This window comes from Streptomyces sp. NPDC056128 (assembly GCF_042263835.1).
Taxonomy (GTDB): Bacteria; Actinomycetota; Actinomycetes; order Streptomycetales; family Streptomycetaceae; genus Streptomyces.
Map to the genome: position 1 here is coordinate 29,367 of NZ_JBHJVQ010000027.1, position 21,115 is coordinate 50,481.

19 protein-coding genes and 5 tRNA genes are annotated in these 21,115 nt (G+C 73.3%); 9 read left to right on the forward strand and 15 right to left on the reverse strand.

What is annotated here, in order from left to right; translation table 11 throughout:
* Positions 1–87: 87 nt before the first annotated feature.
* From ACFC1X_RS32175 to ACFC1X_RS32195, 5 genes are all read left to right on the forward strand, one after another.
* A tRNA-Gly gene (locus tag ACFC1X_RS32175) sits at positions 88–160 on the forward strand.
* 38 nt (positions 161–198) lie between these two features.
* Positions 199–272 (forward strand) — tRNA-Cys (locus ACFC1X_RS32180).
* 1 nt (position 273) lies between these two features.
* Positions 274–345, forward strand: a tRNA-Val gene (locus tag ACFC1X_RS32185).
* 36 nt (positions 346–381) lie between these two features.
* Positions 382–453 (forward strand) — tRNA-Val (locus ACFC1X_RS32190).
* 31 nt (positions 454–484) lie between these two features.
* Positions 485–556, forward strand: a tRNA-Val gene (locus ACFC1X_RS32195).
* Positions 557–626: 70 nt separating this feature from the next.
* Here ACFC1X_RS32195 and ACFC1X_RS32200 read toward each other — a convergent pair.
* From ACFC1X_RS32200 to ACFC1X_RS32210, 3 genes are all read right to left on the reverse strand, one after another.
* Positions 627–926 carry a zf-TFIIB domain-containing protein gene (locus ACFC1X_RS32200; protein ID WP_376360515.1) on the reverse strand — a complete coding sequence of 100 codons (300 nt, stop codon included), beginning with the start codon at positions 924–926 and terminating at the stop codon, positions 627–629.
* 116 nt (positions 927–1,042) lie between these two features.
* A complete protein-coding gene (locus tag ACFC1X_RS32205; RefSeq protein WP_376360518.1) occupies positions 1,043–1,966 on the reverse strand; it encodes a phosphotransferase family protein in 924 nt (307 codons plus the stop codon).
* Positions 1,967–2,121: 155 nt separating this feature from the next.
* On the reverse strand, positions 2,122–2,304 hold the full coding sequence (locus tag ACFC1X_RS32210) for a hypothetical protein (RefSeq protein ID WP_064726955.1): 183 nt from the start codon (positions 2,302–2,304) through the stop codon (positions 2,122–2,124).
* A 589-nt stretch (positions 2,305–2,893) separates the two neighbouring features.
* On the opposite strand from ACFC1X_RS32210, the gene ACFC1X_RS32215 reads away from it, so the two are divergent.
* The gene (locus ACFC1X_RS32215) at positions 2,894–4,294 is read left to right on the forward strand and encodes a protein kinase (RefSeq protein WP_376360522.1); all 1,401 of its coding nucleotides are present in this window, start codon (positions 2,894–2,896) and stop codon (positions 4,292–4,294) included.
* A gap of 7 nt (positions 4,295–4,301) precedes the next feature.
* Here the strand turns inward: ACFC1X_RS32215 and ACFC1X_RS32220 are convergent, their stop codons facing one another.
* The 9 genes from ACFC1X_RS32220 to ACFC1X_RS32260 form a co-directional block, all read right to left on the reverse strand.
* On the reverse strand, positions 4,302–5,120 hold the full coding sequence (locus ACFC1X_RS32220; protein WP_376360525.1) for a TrmH family RNA methyltransferase: 819 nt from the start codon (positions 5,118–5,120) through the stop codon (positions 4,302–4,304).
* Between the two features lies 1 nt (position 5,121).
* Positions 5,122–6,354 carry a uroporphyrinogen-III C-methyltransferase gene (gene cobA / locus ACFC1X_RS32225; RefSeq protein WP_329469998.1) on the reverse strand — a complete coding sequence of 411 codons (1,233 nt, stop codon included), beginning with the start codon at positions 6,352–6,354 and terminating at the stop codon, positions 5,122–5,124.
* Between the two features lie 205 nt (positions 6,355–6,559).
* Positions 6,560–10,111, reverse strand: a complete 3,552-nt coding sequence (gene cobT / locus ACFC1X_RS32230) for a nicotinate-nucleotide--dimethylbenzimidazole phosphoribosyltransferase (protein WP_376360529.1) — start codon at positions 10,109–10,111, stop codon at positions 6,560–6,562.
* Positions 10,112–10,458: 347 nt separating this feature from the next.
* The gene (gene cbiE, locus ACFC1X_RS32235; protein ID WP_376360532.1) at positions 10,459–11,679 is read right to left on the reverse strand and encodes a precorrin-6y C5,15-methyltransferase (decarboxylating) subunit CbiE; all 1,221 of its coding nucleotides are present in this window, start codon (positions 11,677–11,679) and stop codon (positions 10,459–10,461) included.
* A gap of 118 nt (positions 11,680–11,797) precedes the next feature.
* Complete coding sequence (locus ACFC1X_RS32240) at positions 11,798–12,436, reverse strand: GNAT family N-acetyltransferase (RefSeq protein WP_376360535.1); 639 nt, start codon at positions 12,434–12,436, stop codon at positions 11,798–11,800.
* 178 nt (positions 12,437–12,614) lie between these two features.
* Positions 12,615–13,442, reverse strand: coding sequence for a MetQ/NlpA family ABC transporter substrate-binding protein (locus tag ACFC1X_RS32245; protein ID WP_376360538.1), 828 nt, complete (start codon positions 13,440–13,442; stop codon positions 12,615–12,617).
* 63 nt (positions 13,443–13,505) lie between these two features.
* Entirely contained in the window at positions 13,506–14,240 is a 735-nt protein-coding gene (locus ACFC1X_RS32250; protein WP_376360541.1) for a methionine ABC transporter permease, read from the reverse strand.
* Entirely contained in the window at positions 14,237–15,283 is a 1,047-nt protein-coding gene (locus tag ACFC1X_RS32255; RefSeq protein WP_376360544.1) for a methionine ABC transporter ATP-binding protein, read from the reverse strand. The genes ACFC1X_RS32250 and ACFC1X_RS32255 overlap by 4 nt, the downstream gene beginning before the upstream one ends.
* 436 nt (positions 15,284–15,719) lie before the next feature.
* A complete protein-coding gene (locus tag ACFC1X_RS32260) occupies positions 15,720–16,370 on the reverse strand; it encodes an HAD family hydrolase (RefSeq protein ID WP_376360547.1) in 651 nt (216 codons plus the stop codon).
* 95 nt (positions 16,371–16,465) lie between these two features.
* Between ACFC1X_RS32260 and ACFC1X_RS32265 the strand changes: the two genes are divergently transcribed.
* Both ACFC1X_RS32265 and ACFC1X_RS32270 read left to right on the forward strand, forming a co-directional pair.
* Positions 16,466–16,825, forward strand: coding sequence for a hypothetical protein (locus ACFC1X_RS32265; RefSeq protein WP_122617245.1), 360 nt, complete (start codon positions 16,466–16,468; stop codon positions 16,823–16,825).
* Between the two features lies 1 nt (position 16,826).
* Complete coding sequence (locus ACFC1X_RS32270; RefSeq protein WP_122617246.1) at positions 16,827–17,243, forward strand: hypothetical protein; 417 nt, start codon at positions 16,827–16,829, stop codon at positions 17,241–17,243.
* A 26-nt stretch (positions 17,244–17,269) separates the two neighbouring features.
* Here ACFC1X_RS32270 and ACFC1X_RS32275 read toward each other — a convergent pair whose 3' ends face one another.
* The 3 genes from ACFC1X_RS32275 to ACFC1X_RS32285 form a co-directional block, all read right to left on the reverse strand.
* Positions 17,270–17,767, reverse strand: a complete 498-nt coding sequence (locus ACFC1X_RS32275) for a GNAT family N-acetyltransferase (RefSeq protein ID WP_376360682.1) — start codon at positions 17,765–17,767, stop codon at positions 17,270–17,272.
* 57 nt (positions 17,768–17,824) lie between these two features.
* A complete protein-coding gene (locus ACFC1X_RS32280; RefSeq protein WP_376360551.1) occupies positions 17,825–18,319 on the reverse strand; it encodes an RNA polymerase sigma factor in 495 nt (164 codons plus the stop codon).
* Positions 18,320–18,393: 74 nt separating this feature from the next.
* Positions 18,394–19,569, reverse strand: a complete 1,176-nt coding sequence (locus tag ACFC1X_RS32285; RefSeq protein WP_376360554.1) for a glycerophosphodiester phosphodiesterase — start codon at positions 19,567–19,569, stop codon at positions 18,394–18,396.
* Between the two features lie 494 nt (positions 19,570–20,063).
* Here ACFC1X_RS32285 and ACFC1X_RS32290 point away from each other — a divergent pair, with 494 nt between their 5' ends.
* Positions 20,064–20,735, forward strand: a complete 672-nt coding sequence (locus ACFC1X_RS32290; RefSeq protein ID WP_376360556.1) for a lysophospholipid acyltransferase family protein — start codon at positions 20,064–20,066, stop codon at positions 20,733–20,735.
* Positions 20,736–21,115: the final 380 nt, after the last annotated feature.

Genomic DNA, 21,115 nt, shown 5'->3' on the forward strand with positions numbered 1-21,115 from the left:
CGCTGCACAAACGCGTTTTTGTACTGGCCCCGGTATCCGCTAGAGTTCATCACGTCGCCGGGCCGCGCAAGCGGACCGAACCGACAGGCGGACGTAGCTCAGTTGGTAGAGCGCAACCTTGCCAAGGTTGAGGTCGCGAGTTCGAGCCTCGTCGTCCGCTCGCAGGAACAGGGGGTCTCCCGGACCTCCTACACTCCTGGTGGAGTGGCCGAGAGGCGAGGCAACGGCCTGCAAAGCCGTCTACACGGGTTCAAATCCCGTCTCCACCTCCAAGGACGATTAGCTCAGCGGGAGAGCGCTTCCCTGACACGGAAGAGGTCACTGGTTCAATCCCAGTATCGTCCACTGGTCCGCAAGGATCACCGATCCGTATGGATCCCCGCGCGATTAGCTCAGCGGGAGAGCGCTTCCCTGACACGGAAGAGGTCACTGGTTCAATCCCAGTATCGCGCACGCAGCACTTCGCACCATCGCAGCACTCCCAGGACGATTAGCTCAGCGGGAGAGCGCTTCCCTGACACGGAAGAGGTCACTGGTTCAATCCCAGTATCGTCCACACCCACCGAAGCCCCGGCCGTCTCGTACGGCCGGGGCTTCGTCGTGTCCGGATCAGCCGGAGATCCGGATCAGCTGGAGAAGAGCATCCGGCCGAAGCCCTTCTGACGGTGGTGACCGTACTGGCCGTGCCCGTGGCCGTGGCCGCCGTGCGGGGCACCCCAGGCGGGCTGCTGCGCGGCCGGGTAGGCCTGCGGGGCGGCGGGCGGGGCCGGCGGCGGAGCGGACTGGGACCACTGGGCCTCCAGGCGGGTCAGCGACTCCAGCTCGCCGTAGTCGAGGAAGATGCCGCGGCAGCCGCTGCACTGCTCGATCTGAACGCCGTTGCGGTTGTAGGTGTGCATCGGTGCGTGACACTTGGGGCACTGCATGGACGGCTCAACTCCTCGCCGGTCGGTCCTGCTTCGCGTATCGCCAGGACAGACTCTGTCCGGCCGCGGGTCGGTTGCACCCTACTTCGCGGAAATTCGGCTCAACCGCCTGGGGCTCAGGGGCGGACGGCGGCCATGCGGGCGCAGGCGTCGACCAGGGGCAGCTCCACCTCGTCCAGGGGCCGGTCCGCCGCGACCGCCTTGGTGACGGCCCTGGCCGCGGTCTGCACGGTGAGGGCGCGGGCCGGGACGTCCAGGGCGGGCCAGGGATCGCCGTCGGACGGGACGGCGGGGCCGCCGGCGGCGCGGTAGGCGGTCAGGAAGCGGTGCCACTCGTCGGGCGGGAGCAGTCCGCAGGCGTACCAGGCCGCCGGGCGCGCCAGGTCCCAGGCCGGGACGCCGGTGCCGAGGTCGTCGACGTCTATCAGCAGCCAGGGCCCTCCGGGGACGGGGTGGCGGACGAGCTGGCCGAGGTGGAAGTCGCCGTGGACCAGGGTGGCCGCCGTCGGCGGGGCGGCCTCGCCGCGCGCCCAGGCGGGCAGGTCCGCCCAGGCCCGGAGCACGGGGGCGGTGGCGGGGTGGTCCGGGGCGCCGGTCCGGAGGCGGGCGACGGCCTCGGCCGCCTTCGCGGGTCCGCGCATCGCGGGTACGGCGGCGGGCACCGGTGCCCGGTGGAGGCGCGCGAGGAGTACGGCCGCCGCCTCCCAGGGAGCCGCGTCCGGATCCTCGGGGTCCACGGGGGTGCCGTACGGCCAGGAGGTGACGAGCCGTCCGTGCAGCGTCACGGGCGTGGGGGCGAGCGGCGGCAGGAGCACGCCGGGGAGCCGGGCGGCGACCTCGACGCGGCGGGCAAGGGCGGCGGGGTCGGCGTCCGCCGCGTGGGCCTTGGCGACGGTGCCGGCGTGCCGGACGACGGTGGCGTCCGGGCGGTCGGCGAGGGTGGTGAGGGTGGCCGCGCCGCAGGGGCAGGCCGGGGTGTCGGCGTGGGCCGTCGCCCTGACGCGGGCCGCGAGGGCGGGGAGGAGGGCGTCCGTGGTCACCGGGTGAGGGTACGCACCGCTCCCTCGGACACGGCAATGCCGGCGCAGCTCCCCAGCTGCGCCGGCATTCTTGCCGTCCGCCGCACCCCCGTCCCCACGGGGTTTCATGGATGGATGTCCCCGCCCGGACCGCTCTTCCGGGCCCGGGGCGCCGCTCAGCGCCCCAGCACCACACCCACGGACGACGCTTGTGTGGCCACTGTCTCCCACCCGTCGAAGACGAGGAGGAGCAGGACCGCCAGGGGCAGGGCCATGAGCGTCGCCACCGCGGGGTGGCGGCGGCCCTGACGGCGGGTCTCCCGCGTGCGGACCAGCGTCCGCGGCAGCGTCTGGGCCATGGTCCCTCTCCTGACCGATTCCGGTGTTCTTGGCAAGCGGCGGGTGTCTGACCTCGGGGGACGAGTGCTGCACCCGCCGCTTGACCTCAAATCTAGGCGTCCGGGGATCGCCGGACGTCATGCCCTCGTACCGATTGCCGGGCCTCCCGGAGGATGAGCCATGACCAGCGGAGTACTCCCCTGGGTGGAGACCGGGTCCCGGGTCTCGGGGTCTTCCCGGACGGGGTGCCCACCGTGCCCCGGTATCTCCGGGCTGTCCGGTGACTTCGCTCACTTCCGACACCGCCCCGTACGCCCCCGTCTCCGCCCGCCGTCCGACCCGGACCGGCCCCGCACGGCAGGCACCCGGCGCCTCCCCTGAACCCCCCACCCGCATCTCCCGCCCTCCTCCCCGGACCCAATCCCCCGCCCGCGACGGTCGGTTGGGATCACCGGCGGTCCGGGGCCAGGGCGCCCTCTTGTTCCCTGACCGCCCCTCAACTGTCGCACCCGGCACTGACAATCCGTCGTCGCGAGAGGGCGCGGCCTCTGCGCGCGGGCGGCCGTGGAAACGTAAGCTGTGGCTCGTCACAGGGACCGGGCAGCGGGGATGAACATGGCGATGATGCGCCTGAGGCGCGAGGACCCGCGCGTCGTCGGCTCGTTCAGGCTTCACAGGCGGCTCGGCGCGGGTGGGATGGGCGTGGTCTACCTGGGCTCCGACAAGAAGGGGCAGCGGGTCGCGCTGAAGGTCATCCGGCCGGACCTGGCCGAGGATCAGGAGTTCCGGTCGCGCTTCGCGCGTGAGGTCTCGGCGGCCCGGCGAATCCGGGGCGGCTGCACCGCCCGGCTGGTCGCCGCCGACCTGGACGCGGACCGTCCCTGGTTCGCCACGCAGTACGTGCCCGGCCCCTCCCTGCACGACAAGGTCGTCGACGGGGGCCCGCTCGGCGCGGCGGACGTCGCCGCGGTGGGCGCCGCCCTCTCCGAGGGGCTGGTCGCGGTGCACGAGGCCGGGGTGGTGCACCGGGACCTGAAGCCGTCCAACATCCTGCTGTCCCCGAAGGGGCCGCGGATCATCGACTTCGGCATCGCCTGGGCGACGGGCGCCTCCACCCTCACGCACGTGGGCACCGCGGTCGGCTCCCCCGGGTTCCTCGCGCCGGAGCAGGTGCGCGGGGCGGCGGTCACGCCGGCCACGGACGTGTTCTCGCTCGGTGCCACGCTGGCGTACGCGTCGATGGGCGACTCGCCCTTCGGGCACGGCAGTTCCGAGGTGATGCTGTACCGCGTGGTGCACGAGGAGGCCCAGCTGCACGGCGTCCCCGACGCGCTGGCGCCGCTGGTGCGGGCCTGTCTGGCCAAGGACCCCGAGGAACGCCCCAGCACGCTGCAACTGTCGCTGCGGCTCAAGGAGATCGCCGCCCGCGAGGCCCAGGGCCTGCCCGACGCCCGGCCGCCAGCGCCGCGCAGCGCGGAGGCCGACCTGCCGACGGGACGGCTCGCCGACACCTACCCCGAGCGCGCGCCGCGGCGTCCGCAGGGCACCCCGGCGCCGCGGAGCACCCCGGGGTCCCGTGGGCCGGCGCCCCGGCGCGCCGCTCCGTCGCGCGGCGGTACGCCCTCGCGCGGAGGTACGCCGTCGCGCAACGGCGGTACGGGCGCCCGGCCCGCGTCCCGGTCCACGCCCGCCCCCCGCGACGGCACCGGGCGCGGCAGCGCACGCAACGACGGCGGCCGGCCGGGACCGCGCAGCGGAACCGGCCGCACCGGGCCGAGAACCACGGGAACCGGCCGGCGCCGCCCCGCGAACCCGCGGCTGCTGCGGCAGCGCCTGTTCGTCTTCGTGGTGGTGACGCTGCTGGTCGCGCTGGGTATCGCCGTCGCGCAGGGCTGCCAGGGCCCGTCGCAGGGGCTCGGCGACGACCGCGGTGTCGTACGGGCGGCGCAGGAGCGGGTGCAGGTGCCCGGCGGCGGATACCTCTCCGGGGACCCGGCACCGGGGCGGTAGCCGCGGGCTACGCCGTGGGGCGGCCCACCGTCACCGCGTAGAAGGCGACCGCTGCCGCCGCGCCCACGTTCAGGGAGTCGACGCCGTGGGACATCGGGATGCGGACCCAGGTGTCGGACGCGGCCAGCGCCCGACGGGACAGCCCGTCGCCCTCGGCGCCCAGCATGAGGGCCACCCGGTCCATGCGGTGCGGGGCGACCTCGTCGAGGGGCTCGGCCCGTGCGTCCGGGGTGAGGGCGAGCAGCGAGAAGCCCTCCTCGCGGACCGTCTCCAGGCCGGCCGGCCAGGTGTCGAGGCGGGCGTAGGGCACGGAGAAGACCGCGCCCATCGAGACCTTAACGCTGCGCCGGTACAGGGGGTCGGCGCAGTCCGGGGAGAGCAGGACCGCGTCCATCCCGAGGGCGGCGGCGGAGCGGAAGATCGCGCCGATGTTGGTGTGGTCGTTGACCGACTCCATGACCACGACGCGACGGGCGGTGCGCAGCAGGTCGGCGGTGGCCGGGAGCGGCCTGCGCTGCATGGAGGCGAGGGCGCCGCGGTGCACGTGGTAGCCGGTGACCTGCTCGGCGAGGGCCGGGTCCATGACGTACACCGGGGCCGGGGCCTCTTCGATGACGTCGCGCATGGTGTCGACCCACTTGGCGGACAGCAGCATCGAACGCATCGCGTAGCCCGCCTCGCCGGCCCGCCGGATGACCTTCTCGCCCTCGGCGATGAACAGGCCCTCGGCGGGTTCGCGGCGACGGCGCAGTTCGACGTCGGTCAGGTTCGTGTAGTCGTGCAGACGCGGGTCGCCGGGGTCGTCGATGGTGACGATGCCGCCCATGTCAGACCGTCCCGTGCGGGCCCACGCCGACGACCTCGCCGACGACGATGACGGCGGGCGGCCTGACCCCCTCGGAGACGACCCGGTCGGCGACGGTGGCGAGGGTCGCGTCCACCCGGCGCTGGGCGGCCGTCGTGCCCTCCTGGACCAGGGCGACCGGCGTCTCGGGGGACCTGCCGTGCGCGACGAGGGTCTCGGCGATCCGGCCGATCTTGTCGACGCCCATGAGGATCACGAGGGTGCCGGTGAGCTTGGCGAGGGACGCCCAGTCGACCAGGGAGCGTTCGTCGTCGGGGGCGACATGGCCGCTGACCACGGTGAACTCGTGGGCGACCCCGCGGTGGGTGACCGGGATGCCGACCGCGCCGGGCACCGAGATGGAGCTGGAGATGCCGGGGACGACGGTGCACGGGATACCCGCCTCGGCGAGCGCCTGGGCCTCCTCCATGCCCCGGCCGAAGACGAAGGGGTCGCCGCCCTTCAGCCGGACCACGGCCTTGCCCTGCTTGGCGTGCTCGATCAGCGCGTTGTTGATGGCCTCCTGGGCCATGAAACGGCCGTACGGGATCTTCGCCGCGTCGATGACCTCGACGTGCGGCGGCAGCTCGGCGAGCAGGTCCCGCGGGCCGAGCCGGTCGGCGATGACGACGTCGGCCTCGGCGAGCAGGCGGCGCCCCCGGACGGTGATCAGGTCCGGGTCGCCGGGGCCGCCGCCGACGAGGGCGACCCCGGTGGCGCGGGTGCGCTGGTGCGGGGCGACGAGCGTCCCGTCGCGCAGGCCCTCCACGACCGCGTCGCGGATGGCGGCGGTGTGGCGGGGGTCCCGGTCGCGCGCGTCGGTGGTGAGCACGGCGACGGTCACGCCCGCGCTGTGGCCGGACGCCGGGGTCCAGGCCGTGGCCCGGTCGGCGTCGTCGGCGCGGACGCACCAGACGCGGCGCCGCTCGCCCTCGGCTGAGGCGGCGGCGTTGGCCTCGGCGTCGCTGGTGGCGATCAGGGCGTACCAGGCGTCCGTGAGGTCGCCTTCCGCGTACCGGCGACGCTCCCAGGTGAGTTCGCCCGCGTCCACCATCGCCTCGACCGACGCGGTCGCCGAGGGAGAGACGAGGAGGACGTCGGCGCCCGCCGCGATCAGGGCGGGCAGGCGGCGCTGGGCGACCTGACCGCCGCCGAGGACGACCACGCGACGGCCGGTGAGGCGGAGGCCTACGGGGTAGGCGGGGTGTTCGGCCATCAGGGTGGGCTCCTCGTCCTGACATGCGGTGGGGCGCTGCGTCGGTGGAGCGGCCCTGACGTGGGGATACGTGCGGATTGTAAAAGACGTGCACGGGCGGCACGAGGTCGGTCCAGCGTACGGCCGGGCCGGGGCGGTGGCGGGACGGTGGCGACGGATCTCCCGCCGCCTTGTCCCGCCCCGCCCCGTCCGGCGCGTCGCGGTGCTACTTCTCGGTGACCCCGGCCGAGTCGAAGGTCGCCACCTCGTGCATCGCCCGCGCGGTGCTCTGCACCATCGGCAGGGCCAGCAGCGCGCCGGTGCCCTCGCCGAGGCGGAGGTCCAGGTCGACCAGGGGGCGCAGGCCGAGCTTGTTGAGCGCGGCGACGTGTCCCGGCTCGGCGCTGCGGTGGCCCGCGATGCAGGCCGCGAGGACCTCGGGGGCGATCGCCCGGGCCACCAGGGCGGCGGCGCCGGCGCTGACGCCGTCCAGGATCACCGGTGTGCGCAGGGAGGCGCCGCCGAGGAGCAGGCCGACGATGGCGGCGTGCTCGAACCCCCCGATGGCGGCGAGGACGCCCAGGGGGTCGGCCGGGTCCGGCTGGTGGAGTTCCAGGGCGCGGCGGACGACCTCGGTCTTGCGGGCCAGCGTCTCGTCGTTGATGCCGGTGCCCCGGCCGGTGACCTCGGCGGGGTCGGCGCCGGTGAAGACGGAGATCAGCGCGGCGGACGCGGTGGTGTTGGCGATGCCCATCTCGCCGGTGAGCAGCGCCTTGTTGCCGGCCGCCACCAGGTCGCGGGCGGTCTCGATGCCGACCTCGATGGCCTGCTTGGCCTCCTCTCGGGTCATCGCGGGGCCGGTGGTCATGTCGGACGTGCCCGCGCGGACCTTGCGGGGCAGCAGGCCCGGCGTCGCGGGCAGGTCGGTGGCGACGCCGACGTCGACGACGCAGACCTCGGCGCCGACCTGGGTGGCGAACGCGTTGCAGACCGCTCCCCCGCCGAGGAAGTTGGCCACCATCTGGGCGGTGACCTCCTGCGGCCAAGGGGTGACGCCCTGGGCGTGCACCCCGTGGTCGCCGGCGAAGACCGCGACGGCCGCGGGCTCCGGGATCGGCGGCGGGCACTGCCGGGAGAGTCCGGAGAGCTGGGCGGAGATGATCTCCAGCATGCCGAGCGCGCCGGCCGGCTTGGTCATCCGCTTCTGCCGCTCCCACGCCTCGCCGAGCGCCTTGGCGTCCAGCGGGCGGATCTGCGCGACGGTCTCGGCGAGCAGGTCGTGCGGGGCCTCGCCGGGCAGGGCGCGACGGCCGTACGTCTCCTCGTGCACGACCCAGGACAGCGGGCGGCGCTTGGACCAGCCGGCCTGCATCAGCTCGGGCTCGTCCGGGAACTCGTCGACGTACCCGACACACAGGTAGGCGACGACGTCCAGGTGCTCGGGCAGGCCCAGCGCGCGGACCATCTCGCGCTCGTCGAAGAAGCTGACCCAGCCGACGCCGAGGCCCTCGGCGCGGGCGGCGAGCCACAGGTTCTCGACCGCGAGCGCGGAGGAATACGGCGCCATCTGCGGCTGGGTGTGCCGACCCAGGGTGTGCCGGCCGCCGCGCGTCGGGTCGGCGGTGACGACGATGTTGACCGGGGTGTCGAGGATGGCCTCGATCTTCAGTTCCTTGAACTGCTTGGCCCGGCCCTTGGGGAGGGACTTCGCGTACGCCTCGCGCTGCCGCATCGCCAGTTCGTGCATGGCGCGGCGGGTGTCGGCGGAGCGGATGACGACGAAGTCCCAGGGCTGCGAGTGGCCCACGGAGGGCGCGGTGTGGGCGGCCTCCAGGACGCGGAGCAGCACCTCGTGCGGGATGGGGTCGCTTCGGAAGCCGTTGCGGATGTCGCGGCGCTCGCGCATGACCTTCAGTACGGCCTCGCGCTCGGCGTCGTCATAGGCGGGGGCCGCGGGTCCGGCGGACCGGCGTACGTCCGGGGGCGCCGGCTGCTCCGTGGCAGGCGCGGCGTCGACGAGGTCGTCCTGGTCGGCGGCGTGGGTGTCCAGGTCGTCGGCGCTCTGGGCGAGGCCGGGGTCGGCCTCGCGCGGGGCGGGGACCTCGGGTGCGGGGTCCGTCGCGGGGTCCTCGGTGCCGGGCTCCGCGGCCAGGGCCTCCGGTGGGAGGACGAACGCCTCCGGCGGGGTGGGGGCGAGATGCGGGGTGGTGGGCACCGGAGCACCGTCGACCGGCAGGAACTGGCCGACGGAGTCGTCGGGCTGCGGTTCCTGGGCGACGGGCGCCTGCTCGGGCTGGGGCTGCTCGGCGGTGGCGGTGGCGGTGGCCGGAGTCGGGTCGGTGTCCGCGGGCTCGGGCGGGGCGGGGAACACGGCCATGTCCTGAGGCACGTCTTCCTGCGGGGCGTCCGGGGCCGGGACCTCTTCGGCGGTGAGGTGGGGTTCGGGGGCGGGCTCGGCGGGCGGCTGCGGGGCGAACTCGATGTCCGGCTGCGCGGGTGCCGACTCCTGCGGTACGGGGGGTGCCTGCGGCTCGGGCTGCGGCACCTCCTCCTGCTGCGGCGGTGCGGGCGGTGCGGTGGCCATCGGTGCCCCCGGGGCGGCCGGGGCCGGCTCGGGCTCGGTCACCTCGGGAGCAGGTTCGGCTGCCGGGACGGGCGGCACGGGCATGTCCGGCACCTGGGCGTCCGGGGCGTCCTGCGGCGCGGGAGCCTCGGCCGGCGGGGCGTCCGGAGGCGCGGGAGTCTCGGCGGCCAGGGGTTCTTCCCACGCCGCCGGTTCCTCCGGGGCCGGCGGCTCGGAGGAACCATCGGCCCCTTCCGCTCCTTCGACAGCCTGGGCCTCTTGGCCCTCTTGGTCCTCGTCAGCCGCGTCGGCCGTGGGCTCCGTGACGACCGGCTCGGGGGCGGGCTCCGCGGCGACCGGCTCAGGGGCGGGCTCCGCGGCGACCGGCCCGGGGATGGGCTCCGCGGCGACGGGCTCGGGAGTTGGCTCCGCGACAACCGGCTCGGGGATGGGCTCCCCGGCGACCGGCCCGGGAGTGGACTCCTCCTCCGCCGAGCCTGGTACGTGCGCCACCGGCGCGGAGTCCTCGCCGGACTCGGCCTCGGGCGTGCCCGTCCCGCCCGTCGCCGCGACGGCCTCCGTGGCGACGCGGGTGACGAGGGCCTGGGCGGCGCCCACCGGCTCGGGTGCCTGCTCCGGTACCGGAATAACCGTTTCCGCATGCCCCGCCGCGGCGCTCACCGGCGCCTGCGCGGTCTGCGGCGCGCCCTGCGCTCCCCAGGGAGCCGCGGCCTGCGGAGGCGTCGCGGCGGCCTGCTGGACGTCGAGGTACTCCGGGCCGGCGGTCGGCGGTCCGGCGTGCCGTGCCGGAGCGTCGGCCGGGCCGCGGTCGGCGAGGGAGCGGACCGGGCTGGCGGAGGTGTCGGGAATCGGCGGGCCGAGGTGCAGGGGCCTGCGCGGCGGGACCGGAGCGGTCGCGGGGTCCTGGGCCGGATCGGGCAGGCGGACGCCATTGAGGTCGACCGAGCCGCTGTCACGGCCGGACAGCTCGTGCGGGCCCGGCTGGTGCACGGTCTCGACGACCGGCTCCGGCGCCGGTGGCGCGACCTCGTTGCCCCATGCACCTTGGGCTCCCGGCAGCAACAACAGGTCCTCGTCCTCGGCTTCGGCCTCGGAGAGGTAGGTGTACGCGCCGGGTGCGGGGACGCCCGGCTGCTCCACCATGCCTGCGTTCTCCGGCAGCCCCTCGCCGGGGATCTGGCCGGTGTCGGTCATGCGTAACCCCTCGCCCATCGGTTAGTGCTTCTACGACCAGCTCACCCGGGGCGGCGCACCGACCGCCCCACAGTGAAGAACGAGCGTGCGTGCCCAGCGGCACGAACGACCCGCGGGAAAAGACGACAAAGCCATTCAGTGGCATTGTCGCGGTCGTTCCCCCGCCACGACAGGTTGATCCGCGACGGCCCGCTGTGGACTGCGCCACGTTGCGCGTCCTCCGGTTCTGCCGTACCACACCCGGCCCGGATCGGGCGGGTTTCTGCGGACATTGACCGACGAAATGCCGGGTGTCCGAGTGCGGTACAACAATCCGCCAGCCTACCCCGCGCGGTATGAACAACCGATCACGGGGCGCGGTCCGGAAGGACCCCGCTGAGCAGGAACGCGACGCTCCGCTCCGTCTCCGTCCAGGCCCGGGTGTCCAGTCCGACGGACTGGAGCAGGGCGCACTCGACCCGGTACCCGTGCTCCGTCAGGTCCCTGCCGACGAGTTCGGCCGCGTCACGGGTCGCGGCGTGCGCGACGATGCGCTGCGGGCGCCGGTCGGCGACCGCGGAGACCACGGCCGCTCCCCCGCCGCCGACACGGACGACGTCGGGTTCGGGAAGGTTCTCCAGGATGTGCGGCGCGGTGCCGTGCACGATCTGGATTCGGACGCCGAAGTGGCGCGCGGTGGCCTCGGTGCGGGCGCAGGCGTCGGGGGCGCGGTCGACGGCGATGACGGCGGCGCCGCCGCGTGCCGCCTCGGTGGCGAAGGCACCGCTGCCGGAGCCGATGTCCCACACCAGGTCGCCCGGGCGGGGGCCGAGCCTGGCGAGTTGGGCCGTGCGCAGCAGGTCGGTCTCGCCCTCGCCCAGCGGGCCGGCGTACGCCTCGGCGGGCAGGGACCAGCCGCGCGGTCCGACGGCGGGGTCGCGGCCGGCGATCCAGCCGGCGCCGTCGGGTGCCGTGCCCGGTCCGACGCTGCCGCCGGCCACGATGACGACGTTCGGGTCGCGCCAGGTGTGGTCGGCGGCCTTGTCGGAGGTGACGACGGTGACCCGCTCGCGTGTGGTGCCGAGTTCCTCGCAGATGACGAAGGTGCGGTGGACGCCCTCCATCAGCAGGCCGAGTTCGGCGGGCCCGGCGCCCGGGGAGGTGAGGACCGCGACCTTGGTGTGGGCCCGGCATACGTTCACCGCGCGTCGCAGGGTGCGGGGGTGGGCGACGACCACATGGGCGTCGTCCCAGGGCATCCCGGCGCGGGCGAAGGCGGCGGCCACGGAGGAGACGGCGGGGACGACCTCCACCTCCAGGCCGAACTCGGGCGCCCGCAGGGTGCGTACGACGCCGAAGAAGCCGGGGTCGCCGTCGGCGAGGACGACGGTCGTGCCGCGGTGGGCGGCGATGCGGCGGGCGGCGAGGGCCACGCTGCCGAGACGGATGCGCTCGGCGGTGGGCGGTACCTCGGGAAGTGCCAGGTGGTGGGCGGCGCCGGCCACCAGTGTGGCGGCGCCCAGTGCGGAGCGTGCCGCGGCGGTCAGCGGTGAACCGTCCCAGCCGATCACCGTGACACGGTCGGCCATCGTCGTCAGTCTCCAGGAATTTCGCAGGTCGTGGTCGCGAAACCATGCGCGGGCGCGCCCCGTGAGGGTACCCGCTGCGGCCCGGTCGCGGAGCGGCGGCGGCGTCGGCCCCCGGGGATCAGTTCCAGTCCGTGAAGGTGGTGAAGTCACCGTTGTCGGTGAGCTGGCCGGACGCACCCTCCAGGTCCTCCGGCAGCAGGCTCCACACGATGAAGTCGGTGCGTACGTCCGTCCAGAGGCCGTCCTCGGTGCGGACCCGCGCTATGCACGCGTTGCGCAGGACTCCCTCGCTGATGCAGCCGATCTTCTGGGCGACCTGCTGGGAGGCGGTGTTGTCGGCCGCGGTGCGCAGCTCGACGCGTTCGAGCTTCTGGTCGCCGAAGAGCCAGTGGGCGGTGGCGAGGGCCGCCTCGGAGGCGTATCCCTCGCCGCGGGCCCAGGGGGCGACGATGTACGACAGTTCGGTGGACCGGACGTGCCAGTTGGTCTTGGCCAGCTGGACGACGCCGACCAGCCGCTGGGTGAGGAACTCGGTGACGGCGAGGTCGAGGCCGCGGCCGGAGGTGCGCTCGGCGGGGGCGTGGTCGCCGATCCAGGTGCGGGCGCCGTCCTCGGTGAAGGGCTGGGGGACGTGGGTCCAGGCGGCGACCTGCTCGTCGTTCATCATGGCGGCGAGGGCGGGGACGTCGTCCTCGTCGAGGGGGCGCAGCACCAACCGCTCCGTGCTGATGGAGATGTTGGGGAAGGTGCTCGTCATGCGCCGCTCCGTAACCTGTGTAACCGTCAGGGCCTGCTCGAACTGCCCAGCATGCAGCATGAAAGCACTCAACCGCACCACCGGGTCCGCTCCGCGCGCGCGGAGCGGACCCGGTGCGGGACGCGCTGTTCGGATCCGGATCGGATCGGGATCGGATCGGGATCGGATCGGAGACGGATCAGAAGGAGGGGAGCACGGACCCGGCGAAGTTGTCCTCGATGTACTTCTTGACCTCGGGCGAGGTGAGGAGCTTCGCGAGCTTCTTGACCCGCGGGTCGTCCTCCTGGCCCTCCTTGACGACGAGGAGGTTGACGTTCGGGTTGTCCTTGGCGGACTCCAGGACGAGGGCGTCCTTCGTCGGCTTGAGGTCGGCCTCGAGGGCGTAGTTGCCGTTGATGACCGCGGCGTCGACGTCGTTCAGGGAGCGCGGGGTCTGAGCCGCCTCCAGCTCCTTGAACTCGAGGTTCTTCGGGTTCTTGGTGATGTCGGCGGTGGTGGCCGAGTTGCCCGCGCCGTCCTTGAGGGTGATCAGGCCCTCCGAGGCGAGCAGCTGCAGCGCGCGGGCCTCGGTGACGGTGTCGTTGGGCAGGGCGATGGTCGCGCCGTTCTTCAGGTCGCCGGCCTTGTCGGCCTTCTTGGAGTACAGGCCGAGCGGCTCCAGGTGCACCGAGGCGACGGACTTCAGGTGCGTGCCGTTCTTCTTGTTGAAGTCCGCGAGGTAGGGCTCGGTCTGGAAGTAGTTGGCGCCCACCGAGCCGTCCTCCGTCGCCGTGTTCGGCGTGACGTAGTCGGTGAACTCCTTGACCTCCAGGTCGAGGCCCTCCTTCTGCGCCAGGTTGTCCTTGACGTAGGTGAGGATCTCGGCGTGCGGGACGGGCGTCGCGGCGACGACCAGCGGGCCGGAGGTGTCGGAGGCGGAGTCCTTGTCCGAGCCGCAGGCGGAGAGGCCGAGGGTGAGGGCTCCGGTGGCGAGTACGGCGGTGGTGATCTTGGCGGTGTTACGCACGAAAAGTGCCTTTCCTGAGGTGGTGCGACCCCGTTTCGGGTAATACGGGGGGTTCTTGGGGAGTCAGGCGACCTTGCTGACGTCGGCCGCGGCGGGTTCCTTCGCCTTGAGCAGCCGGAGCCCGGGGGCGGCGCCGCCGCGCCCGCGGCTGTGCAGGGTGCGGGCCGCGAAGTCGCCGGCGAACTGGATGAGGGAGATGACCACGGCGAGGAGCGCGACGGTGATCCACATCAGCCCGGTCTCGAAGCGCTGGTAGCCGTAGCGGACGGCGAGGTCGCCGAGGCCGCCGCCGCCGACGGTGCCGGCCATGGCCGAGTAACCGATGAGCGCGATGATCGTGGTGGTGGTGCTGGCGATCAGCGACGGGAGCGCCTCGGGGACCAGGACCTTGCGGACGATGGTCCAGGTGTTGCCGCCCATGGACTGGACGGCCTCGACGAGCCCTCCGTCGACCTCGCGCACGGCGGTCTCGACGAGCCGCGCGAAGAACGGGATGCCGCCGATGGCGAGCGGCACGATCGCGGCCTCGCTGCCGATGGTGGTGCCGGTGACCCAGCGGGTGAAGCTCATCAGCGCGACCATCAGGATGATGAACGGCATCGAGCGGCCCACGTTCACGACCTGGCCGACGACCTTGTTGACCACGACGTTCTGGAGCAGTCCGCCCCGGTCGCTGAGGACGAGCAGGACACCGAGCGGGAGTCCGGCGACGACGGCGATCAGGGTGGACCAGCCGACCATGATCAGGGTCTCCCAGGAGGCCTGCTCCAGCAGGGGCTGCATCTCGGACCAGGTCACTTGGCACCTTCCTTCACCAGCGGGGACGGCGCTTCGCTCGTCGCGTTCACCACGTCGATCTGGAGGCCCTGTTCGCGCAGGAAGCCGACGGGCACGACGTTGTCCTCGTAGCGGCCGGGCAGTTCGATGCGCATCCGGCCGACCTGGAGGCCGCCGACGGTGTCGATGGCCGCGCCGAGGATCGATATGTCGATGTTGTAGGTGCGGGAGAGCTGGGAGATGACCGGCTGGGTGGCGGCCTCGCCGTGGAAGGTGATGTCGAGGACGGTGCGGTCGTCGGCGGAGGCGTCGCCGCCGACCGGGAAGAGCGCGGCGGCCAGTTCGGAGCCCGGGGTGGCGAGGAGTTCGCCGACGGTGCCGGACTCGACGATGCGGCCGTGTTCCATGAGGGCGGCGGAGTCGCAGATGGTCTTGACGACGTCCATCTCGTGGGTGATGAGCAGGACGGTCAGACCGAGCTGCCGGTTCAGGTCGCGCAGCAGCTGGAGGATGGAGCGGGTGGTCTCCGGGTCGAGGGCGCTGGTGGCCTCGTCGGAGAGGAGCACCTTGGGGTCGCCGGCCAGGGCGCGGGCGATGCCGACGCGCTGCTTCTGGCCGCCGGAGAGCTGGGCCGGGTAGGCCCCCGCCTTGTCGGCGAGGCCGACGAGGTCGAGCAGCTCCAGCGCCTTGCGGGAACGTTCCTTCCCGGACTTGCCGAGGATCTCCAGCGGCAGTTCGACGTTGTCCCGCACGGTCCGCGCGGAGAGCAGGTTGAAGTGCTGGAAGACCATGCCGATACGGCTGCGCGCCTGCCGCAGTTCGCGGCTCGCGCGGGGGCCGCGGCCGGCCAGCGCGGTGAGGTCCTGGCCGGCGACGGTGACCGTGCCGGCGGTGGGCCGCTCCAGGAGGTTGACGCAGCGGATGAGCGAGGACTTGCCGGCGCCGGACTGGCCGATGACGCCGTACACCTCGCCCTCGCGGACGTGCAGGTCGACGCCGTCCAGGGCGGTGACCTCGCGGCCGCGTGAGCGATAGACCTTCGTGAGGCCCGATGTGGTGATCACGTGGGTTTCCGTCACTGTCGAGTGCGCGGCGCGGTGGTGGGCGCCGGGCACGGGGCGTTGTTCTTCGGGGGCTTGGGGTCCTTCGGAACGCGGCACGTTCTCGCGGTGGCGGTGCGACCCGGCTGACCGGGGAGAAACGCGTGCGCGGGGCGTGGCTCAGCCGCGTGCGCGGGGCGCGGTGGCGGTCATGAGCGGCGCTCGCTTCGGGGCGCGAGGCTCAGGTGGTGCAGGGGCCCTCTAGAAGGCGCACATTCGACACGTGCGAGGAGCGATGCGGCACATACAACGAGCACCGGGCGTCATCGTCGCCTCGGTCGCAGGGGTGCGGTCGCTCGTCGTGCTCATGCGATCAGTAAAGCAGACGTGTGCTCGTGACCGGACGCCGCTGTCCGGATGGTGGACAGCCGTGGACGGTGGGTGGTCGCGGGCCGGTGGATCAGCCCCGGACGACGATCTCGATGCCCGCGTCGGTGACCAGTGGGGACAAGGCCGACAGGTCGGTGACCACCAGGTCGGCGTCGAGTTCGCCGGGCCGGTGGGTTGTGGCCAACGCCACGGTCCGCATCCCGGCGGCGCGACCGGCCCGCAGACCGGCGGGGGCGTCCTCGAAGACGACGCAGTCGGCCGGGTCGACGCCCAGGAAGCGGGCGCCCAGCAGGTAGGGCTCGGGGGCGGGCTTACCGCGGGTGACGTCGTCGGCGGCGACGAGGTTCTTGGGGAGGATGTCGACGGCCGCGAGCCGGGCCTCGGCGAGCCGCCGGGTCGCGGAGGTGACCACCGCCCAGCGGTCGGCGGGCAGCGCGTCGAGGAAGTCCCGGGTGCCGGGCAGCAGTCGTACGCCGCCGTTCGGCACGTCCTCGACCTCCAGCTGCTCGATCCGCGCGACGGCCCGCGGCACCGCGTGGGCGGGGAGCAGGTCGGCGGCTATCTCGGCGGCGGTCCGGCCGTGCAGCTCGACCCGTGCGAACTCCTCCGCGGTGATCCCGTACTCACCGGCCCACCGCGTCCAGCAGCGGGCCACGGATTCGAGGGAGGAGACGAGGGTTCCGTCGTTGTCGAACAGCAGGGCCTGTGCGTGGAGCTTCATGCCCCCGACCCTACGGGTCCGCCGCGGGTCGGTGCCGGGTGCGGCGGGCGGGGCCGGGGACGGCGGGCCTTTTGGGCCGTAATAGGCTCGCTGCCATGCTTGACGCCCTGACACTGGTGACCGGTGTCGCCGCGCTGCTGCTCGCCGCCTGGTGCGGCTGGGCGGCCTACCGTGACCAGCCGACCAAGGACTGGCACTTCATCGGCATGGCCGTGGTCTCGCTGCTGGCGCTGGTCCAGCTCGTGGTCGGGATCGTGCAGCTGGCGCGGGGCGAGGAGCCGGACCAGGGCACGACCATCTTCGTGGCGTATCTGCTGGGCGCCTTCGCCTGTGTCCCGGCGGCGGGGTTCATGTCGCTGGCCGAGCGCACCCGCTGGGGCTCGGTGACGGTGGCCGCGGGCGGCGTCGTCCTCGCCGTCCTGGAGGTGCGGCTGTATGACATCTGGGGAGGCTGACGTGGTGGCCACGGAGGAGAAGCCGGCCGGTGCGCGGCTGATCAGCGGGCCCGGGATCCTGCTGGTGTGGCTGTACGGCGTGATGGTGGTCGGCGCCGTGTCCCGCTCCGCGTACCAGATCGCGACCGAGTTCGACCGGGCGCCGCTGCCCTACACGCTGTCCGCCCTCGCGGGTCTCGTGTACGGGTTCATCACCTACACGCTGGTGCGCGGCGGCGAGACGGCCCGCAGGGCGGCGGTGGTGTGCTGCGCCGCCGAGCTGGTGGGCGTGCTGACGGTCGGCACCTGGACGATGGTGGAGCCGTCCGCCTTCCACGACGCGACCGTGTGGTCCGACTACGGGATGGGCTACCTCTTCATTCCCGTACTGCTGCCGCTGTCCGCCCTGTACTGGCTGCGCCGGGCCCGCACCGCGTAGCGCCGCCGCACGGTCCCGGCGGTGCGTCAGGCCGTGGTCGCGTACGCCTGGGCGGGCTTCTCCAGGACGATCATGGGGACGCCGTCCTCGCCCTGGGCGGTGCCCACCGTCTCGTAGCCGACCCGCCGGTACAGCCGCAGGCCGCTCTCGCTGCGGTGTCCGGTGTGCAGGCGGAAGCGCTTGGCGCCCCGCTCGTCGGCGAGGGCGGCCTCGGCGGCCCGCAGCAGGCGGGCTCCGATGCCGTGTCCCTGGAGCCGGGGATGGACGCACAGCTTGCCGATGGCGGCGGCGCCGTCCTCGCTCACCCGGCCGCGCACCGAGCCGACGACCTCCTCGCCGAGCCGCGCCACGTAGACGCAGTCGGCGGCGACCTCGTCGCGCACGGAGTCCAGGGTCTGGACGAGCGGGTCGATGCGGTAGTTGCCGTACAGCGCCGCCTCGCTCTGGAAGCAGAGGTACTGCAACCGGAAGATCTGCTCGGCGTCCTTTTCGGTCGCCGCCGAGATGGTCACGCTCATGCCCATGTGCGCATGCCTCCCGCTCACCTGATCACCTGTGGTCCCCCACTCCTATCCCCGTCCTCAGCGGGCCGCAACCTCCGGCGTCAACAATCGGCGCAGACATCCCAGACATCGGGAACGTTCCGGGCCAAGGCTGCCCTGTGAGATACCCAACTCCCCCGCGATCTCCCGGTATGTGAGGTCTCTCGGCGACAACAGCGCCTCCATCAGCCGGGGGCAGCGGCCGGGCAGCCGGCGCACCGCGTCGCGCAGGGCGCGGTGCCGGGCGGCGGCGAGGGCGAGTTGCTCGGGCTCGTGCTCGGCGGCACCGGCGGGCTCGGTCTCGTACGGCCGCTCGTGCCGGGTCGTCCGGCGGGTGCGGCGGGCCTCGGTGCGGACGGCGCGGCGCAGCCAGCGGTGCGGGTCGGAGGGCGGGCCGTCGGTCTCCACGCGTTCCAGCAGGCGCAGCCAGACCGCCTGTTCGAGGTCGCCGGGCTCGGCCCCGGACGCATATGCCTCGGCCGCGGCCTCGGCGGTGAGCAGGGGGCTCAGGGAGGTGACCAGGTCGTGCGTCATATGCACGTCGACGCGGCCGCCCGGGCGGCGGGTTGCCCGGACGGCCGAAGCTCACCCCAACCGGGGGCGGGCGCTCAGTCGTTGACGAAGTCCTCGCGGGCCAGCACGCCGGTGTCCGGGTTGTCGGTGAAGATGCCGTCGATGCCGGTGGCGAAGTACGTGCGGAACGCGCCGAAGACGTCGCCGTAGGCGTCGGGGTCACCGCCCTTGCGGAACTCGGCGGGCAGGAAGGGGTTCTCGTTGCGCATGGTGTAGGGGTGCAGGATCAGGCCCGCGCGGTGCGCGTCGCGGACCAGGGTCGTCGGTTCGGTGAGCCGGCCCGCGGAGTCCTTCGGGATGATCAGGTCGAGTGTGGGGCCGATGCCCTGCGCGTAGGAGGCGATCTCCTTGAGGCCCTTCGGCGTGATGAGGTCGGCCGTGGTGCGCGGGTCGCCGGTCTCGACGAAGTCCCAGGGGCGGCTGTTCGCGCCGGACAGCAGGACGGCGAGGGGGTTGCCGACGAGCCTGTTCATCCGCTGGATGCTGGTGGGTTCGAAGGACTGGATGATGACGGGCGAGTTCTTGCGGTCCTTGCCGTACTTGCGCAGCAGCCGCGCGAGACGCTCTTCCGTGCCCAGGCCGAGCTTGCGGAAGTAGGTGGGGTGCTTGAGTTCGGGGTAGATCCAGACCTGCCTGCCCCGCCTGCGGGTCTGCTCGTTCTGCCAGCGGAGCACCTCTTCGAAGGTGGGGATCTCCCAGCGGCCGTCGTAGAGGGTGTTGTGCGGGCGGTTGGCCGGGATGCGCTCGGTCGCGCGGAGCGTCTTCAGCTCGGCGAGGGTGAAGTCCTCGGTGAACCAGCCGGTGGTGGAGACGCCGTCGAGCTGCTTGGTGCGCTCGCGGTCGGCGAACTCGGGGTGGTCGGCGACGTCGGTGGTGCCGCCGATCTCGGGCTCGTGGCGGCAGACGAGGTGACCGTCCCGGGTCGGGACCAGGTCGCCGGCCTCGACGATGTCGGCGCCCATGTCGAGGGCGAGTTCGTAGGAGCCGAAGGTGTGCTCGGGGCGGTAGCCGCTGGCGCCGCGGTGGCCGATGACGGTCGGGACGGGCAGGCCCTTCACGCCGCCGCCGTGTCCCCCGCCGTGCCCGGTGCCGGCGGCTCTCGCCGTGCCGGACAGGCCGAACACGGCTCCGCCCGCGCCGAGCACCGCCGCTCCGAGGAGCGCGCGCCGTCCGGTGCCGCCCGCCTGCTCGTCCGACTCCTGCGTTCCCATCAGGGCCTCCTGCCGTCGACGTCGGTGCGGGCCGATCGTAGGGGCGCGTACATGACGAGTGGGAGACCGGGGCCGGAACACGCGGGTGCGGGGTGATGTCGTACGCGATACGAGCGGGACGCCGGGTGCCCCTGAGGATGGTGGGCGCGGATGGCTGACGGGCCGTCGGCTTGGGGGCGGTCTGCGGGGGTACGCGATGTCACACGGGTCGGTGGCGCGGCTCCGGCGGCGCGCCTCGTACGGTGCGGGCGGCGCCCGTGCTTCGATCCGGGCCGGGTCGGCACACCGGGACCGGCGACACACCGGGCTCCCGGGCGCGACCTGCCTCACACCGGCGTGAGGACGTTACCGCCGCGCAACACGACGGCACCGCAGGTGAACACGCGTCAACACCGCGTAAGACCCGGGTGACCCGAGGTGCGTGACCCCCTGGGCCGCGAGTAATGTCCTCACCTGCACAGACTCATACCGCATCCCCGACACCGGAGGACCCGTTGTCCCGCTTCGCGCTCATCAAGGCAGTGCTCGGCCCGATCATGCGCCTGATGTTCCGCCCACGGGTGGAGGGCGTGGAGAACATCCCGGGCGACGGACCGGTGATCCTGGCCGGCAACCACCTCACGTTCATCGACTCGGTGATCATGCCCCTGAACTGCGACCGGCAGGTCTTCTTCATCGGCAAGGACGAGTACGTCACCGGCAAGGGGTTCAAGGGGCGGCTTATGGCCTGGTTCTTCACCGGCGTCGGCATGGTTCCGGTCGACCGGGACGGCGGCCGGGGCGGGGTCGCGGCGCTGATGACCGGCCGCCGCATCCTGGAGGAGGGCAAGGTCTTCGGTATCTACCCGGAGGGCACCCGCTCCCCCGACGGCCGCCTCTACCGCGGCCGCACCGGCATCGCCCGGCTGACGCTGATGACCGGCGCGCCCGTCGTCCCGTTCGCCGTGATCGGCACCGACAAGCTTCAGCCGGGCGGCGCGGGTCTGCCCCGGCCGGGCAGGGTCACGGTCCGCTTCGGCGAGGCGATGGAGTTCTCCCGCTACGAGGGCATGGACCGCGACCGCTACGTGCTGCGCGCCGTGACCGACTCCGTGATGACCGAGGTCATGCGGCTGTCGGGCCAGGAGTACGTGGACATGTACGCGAGCAAGGCGAAGGCGGCGTAAGCCTCCGGCGGGTGGGCGGGGAGGACGGCACGCCCTCGCCCACGTGCGCCGCGTTGGCCGACCACCCTCGCCGGCGCCGTCCTCCACCGGGCCGGGCCCACGCAGGTCGGTCGGGCATCGCCGCCCGCCGTGACGTGATCCGCCGGGCACGCCTGGAGCCTCGCACCTCGCGGAGGACGGGCCTCGCAGCCCATGGACGGCAGGCCGCACAGGGCGCGGACGGCGGCCCCCGTGGACGGCTGACCGCGCAATCGCGGAGAACAAGCCGCGACCTCGAACAGCGGGCCACGCGACCCCACGCACCGGACCCCGCAGGACGCGGACGGCAGACCGCGACGGACGGCAGGCACCGCAAACCACGGACAGCGCGCCCGCGAACC

Bases quoted from the DNA above. Each gene is read 5' to 3' on its own strand.
- ACFC1X_RS32200 (WP_376360515.1), bottom strand. From the start codon at position 926: ATGCAGTGCCCCAAGTGTCACGCACCGATGCACACCTACAACCGCAAC.
- ACFC1X_RS32210 (WP_064726955.1), bottom strand. From the start codon at position 2,304: ATGGCCCAGACGCTGCCGCGGACGCTGGTCCGCACGCGGGAGACCCGC.
- ACFC1X_RS32215 (WP_376360522.1), top strand. From the start codon at position 2,894: ATGAACATGGCGATGATGCGCCTGAGGCGCGAGGACCCGCGCGTCGTC.
- ACFC1X_RS32220 (WP_376360525.1), bottom strand. From the start codon at position 5,120: ATGGGCGGCATCGTCACCATCGACGACCCCGGCGACCCGCGTCTGCAC.
- cobA (WP_329469998.1), bottom strand. From the start codon at position 6,354: ATGGCCGAACACCCCGCCTACCCCGTAGGCCTCCGCCTCACCGGCCGT.
- cobT (WP_376360529.1), bottom strand. From the start codon at position 10,111: ATGACCGACACCGGCCAGATCCCCGGCGAGGGGCTGCCGGAGAACGCA.
- cbiE (WP_376360532.1), bottom strand. From the start codon at position 11,679: ATGGCCGACCGTGTCACGGTGATCGGCTGGGACGGTTCACCGCTGACC.
- ACFC1X_RS32240 (WP_376360535.1), bottom strand. From the start codon at position 12,436: ATGACGAGCACCTTCCCCAACATCTCCATCAGCACGGAGCGGTTGGTG.
- ACFC1X_RS32260 (WP_376360547.1), bottom strand. From the start codon at position 16,370: ATGAAGCTCCACGCACAGGCCCTGCTGTTCGACAACGACGGAACCCTC.
- ACFC1X_RS32265 (WP_122617245.1), top strand. From the start codon at position 16,466: ATGCTTGACGCCCTGACACTGGTGACCGGTGTCGCCGCGCTGCTGCTC.
- ACFC1X_RS32275 (WP_376360682.1), bottom strand. From the start codon at position 17,767: ATGGGCATGAGCGTGACCATCTCGGCGGCGACCGAAAAGGACGCCGAG.
- ACFC1X_RS32280 (WP_376360551.1), bottom strand. From the start codon at position 18,319: ATGACGCACGACCTGGTCACCTCCCTGAGCCCCCTGCTCACCGCCGAG.
- ACFC1X_RS32285 (WP_376360554.1), bottom strand. From the start codon at position 19,569: ATGGGAACGCAGGAGTCGGACGAGCAGGCGGGCGGCACCGGACGGCGC.